Raw genomic sequence first — 17973 nt, forward strand, 5'->3', positions numbered from 1 at the left:
CGAATGATCGCCGCCATCAAACCGGCAGGATCCAACACCCGCGGTCTGCTCGCCTACCTCTACGGCCCCGGCCGGCACGACGAACACCTCGACCCGCACCTGGTGACCGGCTTCGCGATGCTCGGCATGCCCGACCCCGGACGCGATGAGAACGCCACCCTGACCGATCTGGCCCGACACCTCGACGGGCCCGTTCACCTTCGGAACAGCGAGTTCGGCAAGCCCGTCACCGACCACGTCTGGCACTGCCCCGTCCGCGCCGCACCCGAAGACCGCCATCTCTCCGACACCGAGTGGGGCGAGATCGCCCAGCGCATCGTGTCCGCCGCTGGTATCGCCCCACTCGGCGACGATCTGGCCTGCCGCTGGATCGCCGTACGCCACGCCGACGACCACATCCACATCCTCGCCACCACCGTCCGCGAAGACGGCCGCCGCCCCAAACTGCACGACAGCGGCATGCGCGTCGGCGACGAGTGCCGTCAGATAGAGAAGGACTACGGGCTGCGCCGCCTACGGAAGGGCGACCGCACCGCCGCCCGGCGCCCCACCCAGGCCGAGATGCACAAAGCCGAGCGTCTCGGCTGGGAGCAGACCAGCCGCCAGTGGCTCCAGGACCACATCCGCGCCGCCATCCCGCACGCCACCAGCGCAGAGGAACTCCTCGCCTACCTCGAAGCCGACGACATCCTGGTCAAGCCCCGCCGCGGCCCCTCCGGGGACCTCCTCGGCTACGCCGTCGGCCGGCCCGGCGACCTGAATAAGGACGGCGAGCAGATCTACCACCCCGGCGGGAAGATCGCCCCCGACCTCACCCTGCCCAAACTCAAGGCCCGCCTGGAAACCAGCGCACCGGAGGAACACCCCACCGCCCGCCGCGACCGACCCCCCACTCCCTGGCATCAGGCCACCGACGCCCTCGACACCCTCCACCCAGAGACCACCAGCACGAGCGCCGACGAGGACGCACGGACACAGGCGAACATCAGCGCTCTGGGCGAACTGATCGAAGCCACCGCCCAGGCAGCGCCCGCCGACCATCGTGCCCAACTGCGCTCAGCCAGTGCGGCATTCGCCCGAGCACAGCGGTCACAGGTCCGGGCCGAGGACCGTGCCGCCCACGCCCTGCGGGCCGCGGCCCGCGACATCGCTCACACCGCCACTGGCCCCGACGGCAGCGCCCTCGCAGCCCTGACCGCCGCACTTCTCTGGGCCGCCATCCTCGCTGCACGCTGGCACGACGCCAAGGGCCATGCCCACCAGGCCGACGCTGCCCGCCAAGCCGTCCAGCACCTTCAGTCGGCAGCCGACGCCGCGCTCGCTCCCACGCTCACCGAACTCGAAGCCCGGCGCCCTGGTGAAGAGACCCGCCGCACTCTTGCCAACGACGTACGCGCATCCGTTCCCGAGCACGCCGAGCGGATCCTTACCGACCTTGGCTGGCACGCCCTCGCCACCGTCCTCGCCGACGCCGAAGCAGGTGGCCACAAGCCCCACCAGCTCCTCAAGGAAGCGGCCACCCGCCGAGAGCTCGGCACTGCCCACAGGCCCGCCCGCGTCCTGATCACCCGCATCCAGCACACCAGCCGCAACTCCGCGCCCAACCGCCGCGCCGAGGCAGCCCGCCTGCGAAGCATCAGCGCATCAGCTTTGGGCGCCCCTTCCCCCGCCGCCCAGCCGCGGACAACCGCAGCGCCCACGAGCCAGCCGAGCCGCCACCGACGCTGACCCGGCAGGAGAGCCGGGTCCCCAGAGACTCGCCAGCAGCCCGAAACGACAGGGCGTCTGTGAGCCCCGGAGGGCGTGGACCCGCATTACTGGCTGCGCTGGTGCGAGCCGCGTACGCTGGGCCGGTCGCCACGCGTGGTGACCGGCCCAGCCGTTGATACGCCCACTGTCCGTTCTCGGCCTCACTCCCGACGGAACATGCCGCCCCGCGCGCGATGCCTTCCAACGCGGCGTCCCCCAGGCTGCTCGGTCGCAGAAGCCGTGCTCACAGGCGCCCGGCGAGTCGGTTCATCGTGAAGGAGGAGAGACTGCCAGACCTGCTCCTGCAAGGCGCGGATGCACGGACCGCAGGCGAACATCGCCGCCTGGGCACCCGCCACACTCACCGGGCCGATCCATAGAACACGGGTCCATCGCTGGCCGCAGTAAAGCCAGCAGAAGCCGTCAGTCCACGTATTGCCGTCGTCAGTGTCTGCCGCAGCGGGCAGACCGCCGCGCGCGAACTTGGCGATGCCAGGTATGACTCGAGGCGTCACGGCCAGTTCTATAAACACAGCTCGGTCCCCAAGATCACTCGCTCGGGACAGCTGCCCTGGCCGAAGCCTGCTTGTCGGCGTCGGCGAAGAGAAGCGTGGGCTCGGCCAGGATGTCCCTGCCGGCCTCGCTCTTGTAGATCTCGTCGACGCTGCCGAATCGTGCCTCGGTGTAGTCGAGGTCGAGCAGGGCGGCTGCCTGTCGGACCGATGCCTCGTCGGGTCCTTCGATCTCGACGAAGGTGGGGAGGTCCGGCCAGGTGTCGAAGTCGAAGGCGACTTCGCCCAGGCGCCACTCCTCGCGGTAGTTCTCCTGGTAGCGGACTTCGCGCAGGCCGACGTTGCGGAGGATCTCGGCCATGGCGTGCAGGTCGGACACCTCGGTCTCGATCTCGGTGGTGCCGTCGATCGTCGTGGAGTCGGTGACCTGCTTCAGCGTGAGCGTGGAGCGGGTGGCCTCGTCCCTCAGGCGGACCCAGGCGCCGCCTTCGAGGGCGTCGTTCTCGAAGATCTTCCGGGTGAGGAGGGTGCGCGGAAATGCCTGGACGGCTCCGAGCGCCGTCAGTTTGGCCTGGAGGCCGTCGACGTCGACGGCGAGGAACTTGGCCTCGTACTCGTGCTTCATATGTCCTTCTTCCCGTAGCTCTAGGAGGGGGTGGACGCACGGGCGGCGAGGAGGAGGCCCATGCGGTGGTTGTGGTCCTGCAGCTGTCCGACGTGCGCCTGCTCGGTGAACTCGTTGGTCCGCAGTGTGAGCAGGACGTCCCAGTCCCCGATGAAGTAACGCCGCAGCTTCTCGGGGGATGTGTAGTGCTCCAGCACGTGATGGCGTTGCGTGAGGGGCATCATGAACTCCGCTCCGAACAGACCGCCGGGCCGGACCAGGCGCTGCATGCGGTCGACGAACTCGCCCAACGGCCGGTGGTGGTTGGCACTGTAATGCCACGAGCAGCTCGTCCAGACGGCATCACAGGGGGCGGGGACGGGGTCAGAGGCGAGGAAGTCCTCCTCCACGACCTGGACACGGTCATGAAGCCCTTCCTGCTTCAGCCGCTCGATCATTCCCATCGCGTGACCGGTTCTGTCACCCGGAAGTTGGACCTCGCCGCCGTGGAGGGCGAGCGGGTCGCGTTCGATGGCGATGACGCGGTAGCCGGCCGCGGCCAGGGGCACGACGAGTCTGCCGTCGCTCGCGCCGATGACCGTCACGGTGGAGTCAGGCTCCGTACGCTCCTTCAGCGCGGCGAGGAACTGAGGGAAGAAGGTGAGGGTGTGCCGCCACATGCTGGGTGTCTGCACTGGCTTGCTCTCCTTGCGGGTGGGTGCTCAGGACGGCTCGGAGTACCTCGTCGGGGGTGAGACCGGTGGTGTTCACGCGGTGCATCGGGAACGAGGCGTAGGCGTCGGTGATCTTGTCTGCGGTGATCTCGGCGAGCGCGTCCCAACGCGAGACAGGCTTGTCGCGCCTGGCGAGTCGGCGCTGGCGCTCGTCCCCCGCGCAGACGAGGTAGTAGGTGACGGGACGAGGGATGCCCGGCGGCAGGGACACGGAGAGGTCGGCTCCGAAAGCTCGGTGGTTGGCCAGGCACCGTGCGAAGTAGCTCTCGACGACGACCGGGATGCCGGCGGACAGGTACCGCTGGATCTGATCGGCCGCGGTGAACAGGGCCGAGAGGTAGAAGCACATGCGTGCCTCTGCATTGCTTAGCCGGTCGACCTCCCGCCGCAGTGCCTGGTAGGCGGGCGGCACGGTCGGGACCAGTACCGCGCCACGGGCTGCCGCGAGCAGGGGGGCGAGCGTCGACTTGCCGGTGCCGCGGAGCCCTTCGACGCTCTCGAACGACGCCGGGTCAGACACGTCCGTACACCACGTCCGGTACCGCGAGGGTGAGTTCGTCGGTGGCGGACGGCCGGTGGTCGATGTGGTCGGCGAGCTTGTCGTACCAGAAGGCGTGCGAGTCCTTGCCGACGGCCTTGCAGGACATGGTGAGCGCGCCGCGCGGGTCGGCTTCGATCCGTTCGATCTCCACAGGGCCTCCGGCGGGGAGGCAGGCGTCCGGTGCACCGAGCTCGGACAGGTCCTCGTCGAGGATCACCTCGATCTCCAGCTCAGCCGAGGCCAGGCGCTCCCGCAGACGGGTGTAGGCCGTGGCGTCGTTGACGAGGAGCTCGGGGTGATCGGCTGCGTTGCCGACCGGCCGGAGGCAGTGGAGTTTCAGCTGCTCCACCCCGTAGTGCTGCAGTGTGCGGGCGAGCGGCAGGACCTCATCGATGTTGCGTGAAGTGACCGTCATGGTCGCGCCGGCGCGGACGCCAAGCTGCTGGGCGATTTCGAGGGCGCTCAGGGCGCTGCTGTAGCTTCCGAACTTGCGGATCTTGTCGTTGGTCGTGCCGATGCCCTCCAGTGACACCCGGAGCAGGTCCAGGTCGGGGGCGATCTCGGTCAGCCGGCGCTCGATGCGGTAGCCGTTGGTGCAGATCTCGACCTGCATGCCCAGGTCCCGCTTGGCGTACCGGACGACCTGGGCGAGGTCTCGGTAGACGAACGGCTCGCCGCCCAGCAGGGTGACGGCCTCGGTGCCGTACTCGTCGCGCATCAGCGTGAGGAGGTTGACCGCCTCGTCCGTGGTGAAGGCGTCGGCATGCTGAAGGCGTTTGCCGTGGAAGCAGTGCAGGCATTCGAAGTTGCAACGGTAGAGCAGCTGCAGGTACAGCATCCGGATCCTGCGGATCCCGGTGACTTCGCTGATCACGAGGGTCTCCTTCGGGCATTTGCCTGGTGGGAGACCTGATATTGGCGGGGCAGGTACGGACCTCGTCACCGCGTATCGGGACGCTCCGAGGACGTCCCGGGACGTTTTCAGCGTGCGGAGAGGGCCTCCAGAATCCCGAGTACACGGCCGGTGTCCGTCAGATCGGGCAGAACCGTATGGGCACCGGCGTCTGCCAGCTCTTGGGGGCTGTGGACGCCGGAAGCGACCGCGATGATCTCGGAGCCTGTGGCGAGTGCGGCCTCCACGTCCCTCGGGGTGTCTCCGACGAGGACGACGGGCACGCCATCCGGGGCGCCCCGCAGCCGCTGGGCTCGCTCCCGGGCTACAGCGACCAGGTCGGGGCGCTGAAGGGCATCGGCCCCATAGGCGCCGACCGGCAGGTCGAGGAGGGGATCAAGGCCGAAGGCCGCTACCTTCACGCGGGCGTTGTCCGCGATATTGCCTGTGAGTACCGACGACACCCAACTGCTGCGCACGGAAACCTCCTTCAGGACTTCTCGCACGCCGGGCAGGGCTGTCCCCCGGCGGCTGAGGTCCTGGAGACGCACCTCACCTGCGCCGGACAGTGCCACCTCGATAGCGGTCCAGTCCGGCTCGGCCAGGCCGTTCCGCTGGAACATGTCGCGCATGATCAGCCGGTCAGTACGCCCTTCTGTCCGCGCCGGCCCCGCGGGCGCCCTTCCCGCCAGGGCCGTGAAGGCGGCGGCGTAGATCTCCTTGCTGACCCCGGCGTTCTCGATCAGGGTGTGGTCGATGTCCCACAGGACGATGAGCTCCATGCATCCAGCGTAAATACAGCGGTCATGGCCCCTCCTTCCGTGGAACGTCCCGAAACGTCCTTGCCGCTCCTGACCGGTCTCGGCTTGTATGGCGCCTGTGAACGAGCGATTGCACTCCGTGCTCGCCCAGCGCGGCATCCCACCTGAATCACTCGCCGAAGTCTGCGAGGTGGACCCCAAGACCGTTGGCCGGTGGCTCGGCGGGCGCGTTCCCCATCCTCGCCACCGGTTTCGCGTTGCCAAGCACTTACGGGTGGAGGAACTGTTCCTCTGGCCCACACCGTCGCCGAGCACGCCGCAGCAACTCACCGGTTCAGGGCAGGAGCTGGTCGGGACCTACCAGAACCGGGCGAGCGTCCCACGCGACACATGGCTGTCGCTGCTCAACGGCGCCCAGGAGCAGATCAGCATCCTCGTCTTCTCCGGCACCTTCTTCGCCCAGTCCAACCCGCACGTCGCCAGGATGCTCACCGAGCGCGCATCGAGCGGGGTGCGAGTGCGGCTCTGCTTCGGCGACTCGAAGGGCCGGGCCGCAGCAATCCGGGGCCACGAGGAAGGAATCGGCGACACACTCGCCGCCAAGATCCGCGCCTCCCTCACCTACTACCGGCCCCTGTTGTCCGAGCCCGGCTGTGAGTTGCGCCTGCACGACACCACGCTCTACACATCCATGTTCCGATACGACGATGACCTTCTGATCAACCCGCATGTCTGGGGCCAGCCGGCCAGCGCCAACCCCCTCCTGCATCTCCGCAGAGCAGACACGGCGGGCTGGTTCGACAACTACGCTCAGAGTTTCGAAGCTGTCTGGGCCACCGCACGGCCCTGGACACCAGACCAGGAGGGGCCCTCGCCGCATGGGCAGGACTGAGTACTACAACGACCCCAAGGCCCCCAAGGCGAACACGCTCATCCCCGCCAACAACCTGCTCGTCGTCGACGACAGTGGCGCCATACTCCTCCAGCGCCGCCGGGACACCGGCCAATGGGCCCTGCCCGGAGGAGCCCAGGACATCGGCGAGACCGCGGCCCAGTGCGCCGTGCGTGAATGCCTGGAAGAAACCGGCATCATCGCCGAGATCACAGGCTTCCTAGGGGTCTACACGAACCCCAACCACATCGTGGCCTACACCGACGGCGAGATCCGCCAGCAGTACGAGAACACCTACATCGGCCGGCCGGTGGGCGGTGAGCCCACGATCAACGACGAGGCCGACGGCGTCCGCTACGTCCAACCGAACGACCTGGACCAGTACGACATCCACCCCAGCATGCGCCAACAGATCGGCGATTACCTCGCCGGCACGTACCCCTACCTGGGGTGAGCCGCAAGCGCCGCCTCCACGCGACCCACGGCCGCGAGGATACCCGGCGACGCGCGACGGATGAACCGCCCCACCAGGCTGTCTGCCCCGTAACGCTCCATGATCTCCTCCAGCCGATCCTCGGCAGACGTGCCCTTCCCGTCAGGCGTCGTCGTCATGTCGCAATACACCAAGGCATCCACGAGCCGGTGGTCGTCGAGCAGCGGAAATTCGGCTTCCAGCTCGCCCTGCAGCCCGCGCTCCTCGGCCTCTAGCAAGGCCAACGAGTGGTTCGCCACCAGCCGCACCAGCCGCTCATCTGCGGCATGGTCGTCACGAAGAAACCGGGCACCATCCAGCGGATGAAAGCCTGTCACTGCCAGCCGCGGTGCGTAGCCCACGTCGTGAAGCACGGCGGCAGAAGCCAGCAGGTCCGCGTCACCACCCAGGAGTTCAGTCAGCTCGGCCGCGCGCCGCGCGACCCCTTGCGAGTGCATCCATCGACGAGGAAGGGACTCACGCAGCTCTACCTCGGCCACCGAACATGCCCACTTCGCCATCGATCGGTTCATGCTCATTACGTGCCCCAGCCGAATCAAGGCCGAACCCACCCTGCGTCTGCTGCTGAGCGGCACGCCCATGCACCTCGGACCGGCCAAGGCACAGGTCGGCAGGCACGTCCGCTGGCTCGCCGAGACTCTGCTGGCTTGGGCAGCCAGGGCAGCGATCCTGCACGGCGATGGGCACAAGATGGGCTAACACCCATGGCGACAATACTTTTTCCAGGTTCGCCGAAGCGATCATTTTGGGGCCTCAACGGTGGAGCAGCCAGGCCCCTATACCCATCCCCGCAAGCAGCAAGGGCCCATAAACAGGAGCAACCGCCCACGACCTAATATCGGGCCAATCCGGCCAGTAGTTGACGCGAGAACCCGCAGGCGACGCCAGGGCAGGATTCAAGGAGAATGCAGGAATTGAACGACCGGCCGCTACCTCGTCATAGAGCTTACGAAAGGCGCGCTCCTGCTTTAGATAATTAGCATCAAGAATACCGAAGACAAGCACCGCCAAGAGGCCGAGAAGCGCCACGAAGATCGAACTCTTCGTGATTGCATATCCGTAAGTCGCGGTTACAATTGGAAGCAGCCACGCCTTCGAGGATGACGACGCCTGCGACATGCGCGTAATTATCGCTTGGATGAACGACAAGTGCTGCCGGCGGTCCTCCGCCCCAACCGCGCTTGCTTCACTAAAAAGCGCAGACTGGATCGCAGCGAGAGTCTGGCTTTGAGCTTGACTACCTTCGGCCGCACCCGTAGGCCATCTAAGCACCATGCGATCCCCCGACCATCGGGGCACGAGGTGGAAATGCACGTGAGGTACGGTTTGAGTGGCGGCTACCCCGGTCGACTGAATCACGTTCAAACCATCCGGAGCTAGGGCCGAACGGATCGCACGCGCTGCCCTCAGGAGCGCTTCACCCAAATCACGGGCCTCAACAGCATTGAGATCGGTCAGGTCTGAAACGTGGCGATTCGGCACTACCAAGGTGTGACCGCGAGTGGCTTGTTCCAATGGAAAAAATGCGGTGACCCCTTGAGTGCGATACACCACCCTCGCACTGGAGTCACCTCCTGCGACAATCACGCAAAACGGGCATGCGGATTGATTTACCATGACCGCCTAATCACCCCTTGACCCGACCAAGACTCCAAGTTGTCACGCAGTTTATTATAAGTCGCCTTATTGTCAGTCTTTCCCGACCAATCCTGCGTCGTGGGATCAAATACTGGCACTACCCCCGCACCTATAGCCTTGACAAAGGGGTCGGAACCCGCACTATCAACGCTCCCCAGAGCCGAGAGTCCATGGATTCGGATCCCCAGCAGCGGCTTCTTGTCGGCCCATGCCTTTTTAATCTCGTGCATGACCCAGGGTCGACTTGCCGTGTACTTGCCGATCAAGACGATGACGGCCTTCTTGTACGCCATCTGTTCGTGAATCCACTTCTTGATTGCCTCGTCTCCACGCCTACGCACCTGCTCCCAGTCCTGCGAGTTCAACAGTGGCTGCGCTTCAAGAGCGTTAATATTGCGAACCAACTGGACGCGGTGGACATCTTGTTCGTAGTGGAAGCTGTAGAAGACTGTCTTGGCCATGGAAGCGCCAATCGAGAGTGCCGATGCGGACGACTGCGACTCTAGCTGCGACCTCCGACAACTTGTACGAGAACGCAAGAAGTCATGACCTTGTAGGCAAGGTGGTCACACACGGCAGCTCTGACGCGGACCGCAACCGCGAGTAGCCGCTCTGCGTCCGTCAGCGCCATGACCCAGAGGCCCAACACATGGATCCGGGGCGCCCGCAAGCGCGTGGCCAAGGGGCGCCGACCACAGCGGGCAGAGCGTCACAGTGTGATCTCCCTCTGAGATCATCCGCCCTGGCCGCAGCCCACCGCGTGCATTGGTGTCCTGGCTTTCGCGATTCTGAGTGCTCGGAAGCAAGCCCCAGCCACCACCCTGACAGAGGGAACGGACGAGAGGAGCTACACCGCCATGGGGGGCGTCTTCATCAACTACCGCAGGAGCCCGCGTGCCACAGATGCGGTGCACCGGCTGCGTGATCAGCTCAGCCATCACTTCGGTGAAGCACAAGTCTTCCTCGACACGTCGTCGATGCTGCCGGGTAACCGCTACCCAGACGACCTCAGAGGCCGAGTGCATGACTGCGAGGTTCTACTCGTCACCATTTCGGATGGCTGGCTGGAGGCGCGGGACCCGTCGGGCGCGCGATCCCTCGACCGCGAGGGCGACTGGGTGCGGCACGAGATCGAACTGGCGCTTGCCTCTGGGAAGACCGTGATTCCTCTGCTCCTTGACGCCGTAGAGCCACCGTCGCCCGAGTTGCTTCCCGCGTCGATCCGCGATCTGTCCCTGCGACAGGCACATCGGGTCCCCGCGGATGGCTGGGCGGCGGCCGTTGAGGAGCTGATCACCACGCTAGAGACCCTGGTGGCACCGGAGTGGGTGCCAGCAGTCCTATCCGAAGTGCGGCCGCCACGACGGCCCGGCCGGCTGCTCGGCTGGGCCACCGGCCTCCTCGCCGCCGCACTCTGCGTTGTCGTGCCGTGGGCAACTACAGCAACCGGGCCGCCCCCAGAACCGGGCGATGCCCCGGTCGCTCTGCTGCTGGTCCTGGCGTCCCTTGGGCTGATGGGCTTCGTTCTAATCGCTGTACTGCTGTCCTGCGGCCTCATGCGCCGCCCAGTTCAGGCATGGGAACGTGAACTGCAGGAGGCGACGCAAGAGATCTACCTCCGGGCAACCTATCCAGTGCCAGCCTTTCTCCTGTTGTTCACGGTAGTGCTTGTGATTCAAGTGTGGGGGCGGAGTCCTGGCTTCGCCGTCGTACTGATACTGGGCATGTGTGTCGCCGTCGGCCCGATGGCGGCCCGCTTCGTGCGCTCCCTCAAGGACGACCGCGAACGGTGGGTGCAGTGGCCGGAGGCGATGCCCTTGGCGGCCCCGATCGCGGTGATACGACGGGAGATCGCTCGACTTGACGTGCGTACGCAGGAGTGGGGCGCACCGATCCGGCGGGAGCAGCGGGACCGAGCACGGTTCGCGCTCGAAGAGCTGGCCGGGGCAGTGGCGGCTCAGCGACGGGCGGCGGAACGTGGACGGTTGCGATGGCTATGTGAGGCACAGCCCTGGATCTTCAGCGGGTACTTCCTGTGGTTGGCGCTCACCGTCGCCCTCACGCTCGCCTGGACTTTGCCCCTCGGAGTCGAAGGCGGCGGTGGGGCGCGGCTGCACGCAGCGCCCGTGGCCGCTGGGGTTGTGGGGTTCTGGCTGGCCTGGACGACCATGGAGTGCACTTATCGCTACCAGCGGTGGCAGCGCCGGATGTTTCACACAGAGGCGGCGCGACGGCTCACTCTGATAGGGGTGCGGGTCGACACGCTGAGTTTGCCGTCCCGTACGCGGCCGGCGACCACGTGAACGTCCAGGCCAGGGCGCTCGTCGTGCAGTCGGCTCACCAGTGCGGCAGTCAGCGAGCCGACCCCAGGGCCCCTGCAAACTGACTGCGGTACACAGAGAAGTACTGCAACCATGCCAACCGTCGGTGCTCTTCCTCAGCCGCTAACGTCGTCCTGACCAAGGACGGATGCCCGCGGCGACCTTCCGGCCCCTAGTTCGCCGCGAGCTGGTCGTCCTCAACGGCCACCAGCTCTGCGATCTTGGTGGCAACTACTGCCATCGAATCCTGAGCCGTGTCCAACCCGTTTCGGGACGCAAGTAGAGGGCTGACATCCCGGAGTTCGCCGTAGGTCGTCTCGTGCATGACAGGGAGCAGCAGGTCACGGACAAGGAGCTCCGAGAGTTCCTTGTCAGAGACGCCACCGTGCTTGAGGCGTGTCAGCAGCGCAGGGGTGACCAGAACGAGCCCCGTACGCGACCTCGCCAGCCCCTTGTCGATTTCCCGCATGAACGGTAGGCCGAGGGCGATGTCCTTCTCGCTGAACCAGACCGACACGCCCTCTGCTTCCAGCCGGTCGCACAGCTCTGTGGCAGCACCGCGCCGGTCATCCCACGCGTGGCAGAGAAAGACATCGCGAAGGTCAGGCTGTTCACGCGCGCGCAACACGGCGGCGTCGCGAACAGGAGCCAGACCCTTCACCTCGCCAGGCGTGTAGATCATGGAGGAGGTGCTCGGTGACCAAGGCGCCCGCATTTTGCCGCTACTGGTCGCACCGCCCCCGCCACCGCTCCGCGGTGTGTAGACCGGCGGCGGGTAGTAGGGCCGGGACGAAGAGTACCCGTAGCCTCCGCTGCCGCACGCGGGGCACGCCGCACGTCCGCTGGCGGTCCGATGACCCTGAGCTGGGGCTGTACAACGACTCATAACAACATGGTATTCGTGTGACTACTGCCAGGTTGCGTTTTTGCAAGGAAGAGACGGAGACCGACCGCTCAGTGCCTTCGGACTCCGCTTCGTCGGCCAGCTCGATCAGGGATCGACAGGGTTGCAGTTCCGGTTGCAGTCACCCCCATTCAGCACCGTCCGCTCCCTGGCAATCGCAGCGACCGGCCGCAGGTCAGGACGATGGCGGACGACCCTGAATCGCCGGACGAACATTTGGAAAGCGTGTTGGGGGCAACCCCTCACGAGTTCGAATCTCGTATCCTCCGCCAGTGCCTCACCGGGCACGTTGTCGAAGGGCCCCACCGTTCGCGGTGGGGCCCTTCGACGTGTGCCCAGCCTTCGTTGTCCTGGTCTTTCAGTCGTGGGCGCGACGCTCGTCGCCGGGTGGCACATGCGCGGGAGCTCTGTGGGGAACCTGTGGTGCCGGGCGTGTCCATGGCAGTCTTCTGCTAATTTCCTGACGGTTGTGGCCTGGCCCAACTTCCCTGTCCGGAAGGCGTGTCGGGGTCGGGGACGCGGGAAACGGGGGAAGGGCCATGACCTCTGCGGAGGGCTACCAGGTCGGGCACAAGGGCATGTCGGGCCAGGCCGGCGAACTAGACGGTTCCGGCGACGACGTGGGCAAGATCCGCAAGGCCGTCGCCGGCACGATGTGCTACCCGCAGGACGCCCTCGGCGGCTCCGACACCGGGCCCGCGTTCAACGCGTTCGCGGCCGCCTGGGAGGCCGAGACCAAGGTCCTCGAAGCGGCTCTGCACGAACTCGCGGACAAGGTCCGCCTCTCCAGCCACGCGTACCGCGGTTCCGACATCGACGTCCGTACGGGAGTCCACGCCGTCTCCGTCGGCTCGGCGGCCGACGCGGGCGTCAGCACGATGCCGGCCCACGCCCAGCGCCCGTCCGCGCTGACCACCTACTGACGGGACACGCGTCCATGACGGAATCCGCGAACGACCGCAGGCAGAAGCTCGACGGCCTGCGCGGGCGCATCTCCTCGGCCGGCAGCAAGAACGACCTGATCGACGCGATCGAGGACGCCCTCGGCGTCTCGGCACCAGTCGGCGACCCGAAGGTGATCGAGGCCCTGGGCAAGCGCTACACCGGCCAGACCGACGAGGCCGACGCGGTGAGCGACCGGATCGACAAGATCGCCCGCAAGGGTCTTCCGCAGGTCTGGGTCGGCGACACGAGCGTCCTCGCCTCCGACGTGGTGGGCGCCGCCTCCCGCGACGCCCAGCAGATGATCGAGGCGTTCCAGGGCGGCGGCAAGGCACTGATCGCGCTGTCCGACGCGCTGGAGGCCGCGCAAACCAAGGACGGCACCGGCCGCGGCAAGCTGCGCGAGGCCCGTGCCATGCTCGGCGGCAAGGACGGCTTCTTCGACGACTGGCACGAGGACGACGACGAGGAGGCCCTCCGGCTGCGGGCCCGCTCGCTGGCTTCCCACGGCGTCGACGACCTGCACGCGGCTGCCGCCGACGCCGACGACGCCGCCCGCGTCGCGGCCCGCGACCTCAACAAGTTCGCCGCCGAGGCCCGCGCAGGCCAGATGGACACCGACGAACTGACCGCCGCCGACCGCCTCGCCCTCGCCGACACCAGCAACGTCGGCGGCGACGCCGAACTGAACGAGATCCTCAGCGCCAACGACCTCGAACGCTCGGGCCGCGCCATGGAGAACCTCTCGCCCGCCGAACGGGCCCGTATGGAACGACTCCTGGCGAACGCGTCGAGCCCGCAGGAGAAGGCGTACCTCGTGAAGGCCCTCGCCTCGGGCTACGACATCGGCGAGGTCGAGAAGTTCGGAGGGAAGATCCACGGCAAGGACTCGACGTGGCTCCAGGAGCACCTGACCCCGGTCACCACCGGCTCGGGCACGGGACAGGAGGAGCAGAAGTTCGGTGACGAGCACTGGTCCCAGGACGACGAGACCTGCGTCCCGTCCTCGACGGTCACCGCGCGCGCCCTGGTCGACCCGGTCTACGCCCTCGAACTCACCGGAGGCCCCGACGGCCAGGGCAATGACCCCGACCACTTCCGCAAGCGCCTGCATGACGAGCAGTTCCGGATGAACGACGAGGGCGACGGCGAGTACGACGGCTGGTGGTGGGACCGCCACGCGGCCGGCATGGACTCCGACGGGCAGGAGAAGATCTCCGACAAGGAGCTCGGCCCGCGCACCGGCGACAAGTACGACGCACAGGAGATGGACGGCGCCGACGACCGGCGCGGCGTCCTGCCCGACATCGAGAAGTCCGTCGCCGACGGCAAGCCGGTCCCCTTCAACATCTCCCGCAAGGACGAGGACGGCAACATGCACGGCCACAGCCTGATGATCATCGGGCAGGAGGACGGGATGCTGCAGATCTACAACCCGTGGGGCACCACCGCGTGGGTGAGCGAGAACGACTTCATCAACGGCGACCTCAGCGCGGCCACCGACGACCGCTACTCCAAGGCCCATGAGGGCAATGTCAGCCGCGTCTACATCGAGCAGAACTGATGGTGTCCATGCGATCCGCCCTGCGTACGGCGTCCGCCCTGGCCGCCCTGCTCCTTGTCCTCACCGGTTGCGGCGGCTCCGGGCCCGCCGCGTACGGCACCGATGACCGAACCATCACCGTCGACCACGGCGAGAAGTTCACGCTGAAGGCCCCCGCCAACCCCGAGCTCGGCCAGAACTGGTACCTGGCGAGCCCGCGCGAGGACGCGGACGTCCTGAAGTACCGGGGCGACCGCGAGGACACCGGCGAGGGTGACGGAACCCAGTTCTTCGACTTCACGGCGCTTTCGCCCGGGAAGACGACGGTGAAGCTGCTGTTCTGCCCCTACGGCCGGTGCCACAGCGCCGAGGAGGCCGCGTCGAAGCCGGTCCCGACGGCCACGGGTGCCCCGAAGGACTCGGACCAGGAAGCCGCCTACTACCTCTATACGATCACCGTCCGCTGAGCCGGACCGGAACGGAACGACGATGGTCCACGACCGCTCCCCACACACCGACGACGAGGTACTCGCCGCCACCGACATCGAGGCGCTGCTGCGCCACGGCCTCAGCCGCGATGCCTTCCGCACCGCGCTCTTCGGCGACGGTGCGATCGCCGCCGCTGTCACCCTCGACCGGCTCGGTGTGCTGCCGCGCTCGGTGAAGTACGTCGCGAAGATCGTCCGGGTCGGCGGCCTCGCGTACGCGGCCGGGCTGGCCGAGCCCCTGCCGTCGGGCGCCGCGTCCGCATGCCTGCGGGACTGGCTGGAGACCGCCGCGCAGGCCGCCGACACACCGGATGACGAGGCGCGCGCCGCACGCTGGCTGGACACGGTCGCCGATCTCATCGGCCTGCGCCGCGGCAGCCGAGCCGCGACGGCGGGGCCCGGTCCGGCCTGATCCAAAGGAGTAATCGGCACCTCTCGCTGCGCGAAGCACCAAGGTCTCTCGTCGGCCTACGGGGTCGTGCAACGCAGGGAAAAGGAAGCCGAGGCAGAGAAGCGCAAGATCCACAGGAAGCGGCAGGCGCTGCGAGAACGTCTGAGACGTCGGCGTGTCAGACGTGGCTGAGGAGACGCTCCAACGGCCGGGGAACGCGCTCGATGTCCACGTGCGCGACCAACGCCTGCGCGTAGAGCGCCTTGCGGCCGCTGTGCGTGCCCATGAAGCGCCGCAGCTGGTGTTCCACGGGCCGTTCCCGCTGTGCCGACTGGCCCTGGAAGGTGTGGAAGCGGCGCGTCTCGCCCTGGGCCTCGATCACCTGCTGCACGCCCTCGGCGCCGACAGCGCGGATCAGCTCGTCCTCCAGGTCGGCGTCGCACACATGGAACCCGATTGTCTCCAGTTCGGCGTGCATGAGACCGGATCCGAGCCCGACCCGCTCAAGATGACGCCGGAAATGCCGCTCCTCGCCGATGTCACAGAGACCGGCCAGCGGGAGGCCGAGCCCTGGAGGACCGCACACGTCCAGGAAACGCCCGATGCTCGTCGCGCCTCCGAGCGGTACTACCGCGACGCCCTCTGCACCGAGGTCGCGGCCGTAGCGCGTGGCCAGCGCTTCGAGCGCAACCTGATCACTGCTCCCCTCGACGAGCACGATCGTCCGCACACCGCCGCCGGCCAGCTCCCTCGCCACCGAGGCGGCCGCACCCGCTTCCGGTCCGCCGGCCGCCCACGCGACCAGCGCCGAGCAGAATCGCCTCAACTCGTCCACAGGACCTCGCTTCCCGACGCCATCCTGGCACGGCTGAGATCTCAGGTTCCGTGGCCACTGGTGGCGGACGTTCCGCCGGTACAGAGGTCAGAAGCACTACTCGGGGACCTACTGGGCGGCGACGACGCAAAGTCAGGTGATCCACGGGTCGCATCTGGAACTCGTGGAGCGCGCACCCCTTCTGATGCACCATCAATCACACCAGTTCGGGTTGCGGTTCCGGTTGCCGTGCCGGTGCGGCCTTCTGTTCCCACAGTTTGGTGGTCCGCACGTAGCCGTAAACCACTGAGGTCATCGCCAGAATGAGAAGTGGTCCAAACACCCACGGATATGTGGCCATCTCCATCGACAGATAGCGATACGACACCAGGAGTGCGGCGAAGACCGTTGCGCCGTAGGCGACCAGCTGGACTCCTGACCGGTCCCAGCCACGTTCGAGCGAGCGCAGCGCTGCCTCGATCGTAAACGTGAACACCACGCCGGCAACGATATCCGCGCCATAGTGGTAGCCGAAGCCCAGTGTTGCGCCGAGGGTGGCGATCAGCCAGAACGCGCCTGCGAATCGCAGAATCCGTGGGCCCTTGCGGGAATGGATGAAGATCGCGGTGGCCCACGCTGTGTGCAGGCTGGGCATGCAGTTCCGTGGGGTGATCTCGTCGAATGGCATGTGGTGCGGGGTATCGACCGGCGGCGGCGTGTCCGGCCACAGGTTGGCCACCGCCCAGTGCCCGCCGTCTGCGCCGTAGGCGAAGATCGGTCCGACCACCGGGAAGATCATGTAGATGCCCGGCCCGAGGAGGCCGATCACCAGAAAGGTGCGCACCAGATGATGGCGCGGGAATCGGCGCTCGACCGCCACGTTACGCAGCTGGTACAGCGTGAAGATGACTGCTGCCACCGCGAGTTGAACGTAGACGTAGTCGAGAACATGGGCGCCGATCGGACCGGTGGCCCTGACGATCCGGCCTACCAGCCACGACGGGTCGCCCAGCGCGTGATCGGCGGTCGCCACGTACTGGTCGAGCACCTCCGGGCGGGTCTTCGACGTGATGAGTAGCCAGGCATCGCCGGTCTTGCGGCCGGTCACCAGCAGCAGGCCCAGCCCGACGCCCTTCAGCAGCAGGACACGTTCCCGGCCTGTGCGGCGCGTGATCGCGATGACCGCACAGCCCAACATCACCAACAACGCGCCGTTGCCGAAGGGATGACCTTCGGTCACTTTGATGTCGGCCGCCCACCGCACCAGTAGGAAGACGACGTCGATGCCGATCGCGGCACCAGCCGCGATGAACCGTTGCCGCCAGGTGAGCACCACCATCGTCAACGCCATACTGGCGTACAACAGGAAACCCGATTTGGGGGCGAACACCACCTCTCGTGCCTGGGTGGTGATCGGCCCCGGTACGCCGTAGCGACGCGCGGCGATCTCCAAGGCTATGAGGAATCCGAGGCCCACCACCCCCGCCGTGACCCACAGCATTGCCCGTGGTTGACGCCACGCGGCGAACATAGTTCGGCAGTTTCTTCGTGAAAACACCCGCGACGCTATAGGTATCAATTGTTTGGCCGATTTGTTAGACGTCAGTCGAATAGGTCACTCTTCGTGCCGGATAGCATGGTTTTCTGACGGCACTCCTCGTGAGTTCGAACATGCTAGCGGAGCAGTGCACGTGGGTTCGCTGGGTCACGGGTGGTGCGAAGGTCGGTCTCACTGGGCAGCACGTCGAAGGACC

20 protein-coding genes are annotated in these 17973 nt (G+C 66.8%); 9 read left to right on the top strand and 11 right to left on the bottom strand.

What is annotated here, in order from left to right; translation table 11 throughout:
- Positions 1 to 3 precede the first annotated feature (3 nt).
- Positions 4 to 1728 carry a relaxase/mobilization nuclease domain-containing protein gene (locus ACH4EW_RS05080; RefSeq protein ID WP_398251561.1) on the top strand — a complete coding sequence of 575 codons (1725 nt, stop codon included), beginning with the start codon at positions 4 to 6 and terminating at the stop codon, positions 1726 to 1728.
- A gap of 570 nt (positions 1729 to 2298) precedes the next feature.
- Here ACH4EW_RS05080 and ACH4EW_RS05085 read toward each other — a convergent pair.
- From ACH4EW_RS05085 to ACH4EW_RS05105, 5 genes are all read right to left on the bottom strand, one after another.
- On the bottom strand, positions 2299 to 2886 hold the full coding sequence (locus tag ACH4EW_RS05085; protein WP_353786714.1) for a CYTH domain-containing protein: 588 nt from the start codon (positions 2884 to 2886) through the stop codon (positions 2299 to 2301).
- Between the two features lie 20 nt (positions 2887 to 2906).
- Complete coding sequence (locus tag ACH4EW_RS05090; RefSeq protein ID WP_398251564.1) at positions 2907 to 3560, bottom strand: class I SAM-dependent methyltransferase; 654 nt, start codon at positions 3558 to 3560, stop codon at positions 2907 to 2909.
- Complete coding sequence (locus ACH4EW_RS05095) at positions 3478 to 4119, bottom strand: hypothetical protein (protein ID WP_398251566.1); 642 nt, start codon at positions 4117 to 4119, stop codon at positions 3478 to 3480. Before ACH4EW_RS05095 ends, ACH4EW_RS05090 begins: the two co-directional genes overlap by 83 nt.
- Positions 4112 to 5014, bottom strand: a complete 903-nt coding sequence (locus ACH4EW_RS05100) for a radical SAM protein (RefSeq protein ID WP_398251569.1) — start codon at positions 5012 to 5014, stop codon at positions 4112 to 4114. The genes ACH4EW_RS05095 and ACH4EW_RS05100 overlap by 8 nt, the downstream gene beginning before the upstream one ends.
- Before the next feature lie 107 nt (positions 5015 to 5121).
- Complete coding sequence (locus ACH4EW_RS05105) at positions 5122 to 5814, bottom strand: HAD family hydrolase (RefSeq protein WP_398251572.1); 693 nt, start codon at positions 5812 to 5814, stop codon at positions 5122 to 5124.
- A gap of 97 nt (positions 5815 to 5911) precedes the next feature.
- On the opposite strand from ACH4EW_RS05105, the gene ACH4EW_RS05110 reads away from it, so the two are divergent.
- Positions 5912 to 6685, top strand: a complete 774-nt coding sequence (locus tag ACH4EW_RS05110; RefSeq protein WP_398251574.1) for an XRE family transcriptional regulator — start codon at positions 5912 to 5914, stop codon at positions 6683 to 6685.
- On the top strand, positions 6672 to 7139 hold the full coding sequence (locus ACH4EW_RS05115) for an NUDIX hydrolase (protein WP_398251577.1): 468 nt from the start codon (positions 6672 to 6674) through the stop codon (positions 7137 to 7139). The genes ACH4EW_RS05110 and ACH4EW_RS05115 overlap by 14 nt, the downstream gene beginning before the upstream one ends.
- Here ACH4EW_RS05115 and ACH4EW_RS05120 read toward each other — a convergent pair.
- Entirely contained in the window at positions 7127 to 7690 is a 564-nt protein-coding gene (locus tag ACH4EW_RS05120; protein WP_398251580.1) for an HD domain-containing protein, read from the bottom strand. The genes ACH4EW_RS05115 and ACH4EW_RS05120 overlap by 13 nt on opposite strands.
- Here ACH4EW_RS05120 and ACH4EW_RS05125 point away from each other — a divergent pair.
- Positions 7689 to 7877 carry a hypothetical protein gene (locus tag ACH4EW_RS05125; RefSeq protein WP_398251583.1) on the top strand — a complete coding sequence of 63 codons (189 nt, stop codon included), beginning with the start codon at positions 7689 to 7691 and terminating at the stop codon, positions 7875 to 7877. The two genes, ACH4EW_RS05120 and ACH4EW_RS05125, sit on opposite strands and share 2 nt — an antisense overlap.
- Before the next feature lie 54 nt (positions 7878 to 7931).
- On the opposite strand, the gene ACH4EW_RS05130 is transcribed toward ACH4EW_RS05125, so the two are convergent.
- Both ACH4EW_RS05130 and ACH4EW_RS05135 read right to left on the bottom strand, forming a co-directional pair.
- The gene (locus ACH4EW_RS05130) at positions 7932 to 8732 is read right to left on the bottom strand and encodes an HIT family protein (protein ID WP_398251586.1); all 801 of its coding nucleotides are present in this window, start codon (positions 8730 to 8732) and stop codon (positions 7932 to 7934) included.
- A gap of 56 nt (positions 8733 to 8788) precedes the next feature.
- A complete protein-coding gene (locus tag ACH4EW_RS05135) occupies positions 8789 to 9277 on the bottom strand; it encodes a TIR domain-containing protein (RefSeq protein ID WP_398251589.1) in 489 nt (162 codons plus the stop codon).
- A gap of 396 nt (positions 9278 to 9673) precedes the next feature.
- On the opposite strand from ACH4EW_RS05135, the gene ACH4EW_RS05140 reads away from it, so the two are divergent.
- On the top strand, positions 9674 to 11119 hold the full coding sequence (locus ACH4EW_RS05140; protein WP_398251592.1) for a toll/interleukin-1 receptor domain-containing protein: 1446 nt from the start codon (positions 9674 to 9676) through the stop codon (positions 11117 to 11119).
- 190 nt (positions 11120 to 11309) lie between these two features.
- Here the strand turns inward: ACH4EW_RS05140 and ACH4EW_RS05145 are convergent, their stop codons facing one another.
- Positions 11310 to 11819, bottom strand: a complete 510-nt coding sequence (locus tag ACH4EW_RS05145; protein ID WP_398251595.1) for a toll/interleukin-1 receptor domain-containing protein — start codon at positions 11817 to 11819, stop codon at positions 11310 to 11312.
- Positions 11820 to 12580: 761 nt separating this feature from the next.
- On the opposite strand from ACH4EW_RS05145, the gene ACH4EW_RS05150 reads away from it, so the two are divergent.
- The 4 genes from ACH4EW_RS05150 to ACH4EW_RS05165 are packed head-to-tail and all read left to right on the top strand — an operon-like array spanning position 12581 to position 15426.
- Positions 12581 to 12964, top strand: coding sequence for a hypothetical protein (locus ACH4EW_RS05150; protein WP_398251598.1), 384 nt, complete (start codon positions 12581 to 12583; stop codon positions 12962 to 12964).
- 14 nt (positions 12965 to 12978) lie between these two features.
- Positions 12979 to 14547, top strand: a complete 1569-nt coding sequence (locus ACH4EW_RS05155; protein WP_398251601.1) for a peptidoglycan-binding protein — start codon at positions 12979 to 12981, stop codon at positions 14545 to 14547.
- A complete protein-coding gene (locus ACH4EW_RS05160; RefSeq protein WP_398251604.1) occupies positions 14547 to 14993 on the top strand; it encodes a protease inhibitor I42 family protein in 447 nt (148 codons plus the stop codon). Before ACH4EW_RS05155 ends, ACH4EW_RS05160 begins: the two co-directional genes overlap by 1 nt.
- 22 nt (positions 14994 to 15015) lie before the next feature.
- Positions 15016 to 15426, top strand: coding sequence for a hypothetical protein (locus tag ACH4EW_RS05165; protein WP_398251607.1), 411 nt, complete (start codon positions 15016 to 15018; stop codon positions 15424 to 15426).
- Between the two features lie 157 nt (positions 15427 to 15583).
- Here the strand turns inward: ACH4EW_RS05165 and ACH4EW_RS05170 are convergent, their stop codons facing one another.
- Both ACH4EW_RS05170 and ACH4EW_RS05175 read right to left on the bottom strand, forming a co-directional pair.
- Positions 15584 to 16240 (bottom strand): TOPRIM nucleotidyl transferase/hydrolase domain-containing protein, encoded by a 657-nt coding sequence (locus ACH4EW_RS05170; protein WP_398251610.1) that lies wholly within the window; start codon positions 16238 to 16240, stop codon positions 15584 to 15586.
- 196 nt (positions 16241 to 16436) lie between these two features.
- Positions 16437 to 17750: a phosphatase PAP2 family protein gene (locus ACH4EW_RS05175; protein WP_398251613.1), complete on the bottom strand. Its 1314-nt coding sequence runs from the start codon at positions 17748 to 17750 to the stop codon at positions 16437 to 16439.
- Positions 17751 to 17973 lie beyond the last annotated feature (223 nt).

The organism is Streptomyces sp. NPDC018000 (assembly GCF_044328025.1).
GTDB lineage: Bacteria > Actinomycetota > Actinomycetes > Streptomycetales > Streptomycetaceae > Streptomyces.

Excerpts from the sequence above, each read along its gene's own strand:
- ACH4EW_RS05135 (WP_398251589.1), bottom strand. The coding sequence starts at position 9,277 with ATGGCCAAGACAGTCTTCTACAGCTTCCACTACGAACAAGATGTCCAC.
- ACH4EW_RS05145 (WP_398251595.1), bottom strand. The coding sequence starts at position 11,819 with ATGATCTACACGCCTGGCGAGGTGAAGGGTCTGGCTCCTGTTCGCGAC.
- ACH4EW_RS05080 (WP_398251561.1), top strand. The coding sequence starts at position 4 with ATGATCGCCGCCATCAAACCGGCAGGATCCAACACCCGCGGTCTGCTC.
- ACH4EW_RS05175 (WP_398251613.1), bottom strand. The coding sequence starts at position 17,750 with ATGTTCGCCGCGTGGCGTCAACCACGGGCAATGCTGTGGGTCACGGCG.
- ACH4EW_RS05115 (WP_398251577.1), top strand. The coding sequence starts at position 6,672 with ATGGGCAGGACTGAGTACTACAACGACCCCAAGGCCCCCAAGGCGAAC.
- ACH4EW_RS05085 (WP_353786714.1), bottom strand. The coding sequence starts at position 2,886 with ATGAAGCACGAGTACGAGGCCAAGTTCCTCGCCGTCGACGTCGACGGC.
- ACH4EW_RS05160 (WP_398251604.1), top strand. The coding sequence starts at position 14,547 with ATGGTGTCCATGCGATCCGCCCTGCGTACGGCGTCCGCCCTGGCCGCC.
- ACH4EW_RS05120 (WP_398251580.1), bottom strand. The coding sequence starts at position 7,690 with ATGAACCGATCGATGGCGAAGTGGGCATGTTCGGTGGCCGAGGTAGAG.
- ACH4EW_RS05125 (WP_398251583.1), top strand. The coding sequence starts at position 7,689 with ATGCTCATTACGTGCCCCAGCCGAATCAAGGCCGAACCCACCCTGCGT.
- ACH4EW_RS05155 (WP_398251601.1), top strand. The coding sequence starts at position 12,979 with ATGACGGAATCCGCGAACGACCGCAGGCAGAAGCTCGACGGCCTGCGC.
- ACH4EW_RS05140 (WP_398251592.1), top strand. The coding sequence starts at position 9,674 with ATGGGGGGCGTCTTCATCAACTACCGCAGGAGCCCGCGTGCCACAGAT.
- ACH4EW_RS05150 (WP_398251598.1), top strand. The coding sequence starts at position 12,581 with ATGACCTCTGCGGAGGGCTACCAGGTCGGGCACAAGGGCATGTCGGGC.
- ACH4EW_RS05165 (WP_398251607.1), top strand. The coding sequence starts at position 15,016 with ATGGTCCACGACCGCTCCCCACACACCGACGACGAGGTACTCGCCGCC.
- ACH4EW_RS05105 (WP_398251572.1), bottom strand. The coding sequence starts at position 5,814 with ATGGAGCTCATCGTCCTGTGGGACATCGACCACACCCTGATCGAGAAC.